The following is a 252-nucleotide window of genomic DNA, read 5'->3' on the forward strand; positions in this document are numbered from 1 at the left end:
GTCCGCACCCCCGGCCCGGCCGGGCCCGTGGTGGGGCCGGCCGGGCCGGGGGTGCGGACACCCAGGTCGGGGGTGGAACGCGGGCCGCCCGGGCCCTCCGGGAAGTCGCCCTGCGGGCCGTCCGAGAAGTACGGCAGGTCGGTACGGGGCCCGGAGGGCGGGGAGACGCGGCCGGGACCGGGAGCACCGGGGCTTGTCGGGCCGCCGGGGCCGCCGACGCCGCCAGGACCACCCGTGACACCAGCACCGCCG

General features: G+C 82.1%; 1 pseudogene. It reads right to left on the reverse strand.

What is annotated here, in order from left to right:
- Positions 1–252 (reverse strand): annotated as a pseudogene (locus tag G3I41_RS36280) (hypothetical protein); the annotation flags it as partial.

The sequence above is a fragment of the Streptomyces sp. SID9727 genome, from assembly GCF_010550605.1.
In the GTDB taxonomy this organism is placed as follows: Bacteria; Actinomycetota; Actinomycetes; order Streptomycetales; family Streptomycetaceae; genus Streptomyces.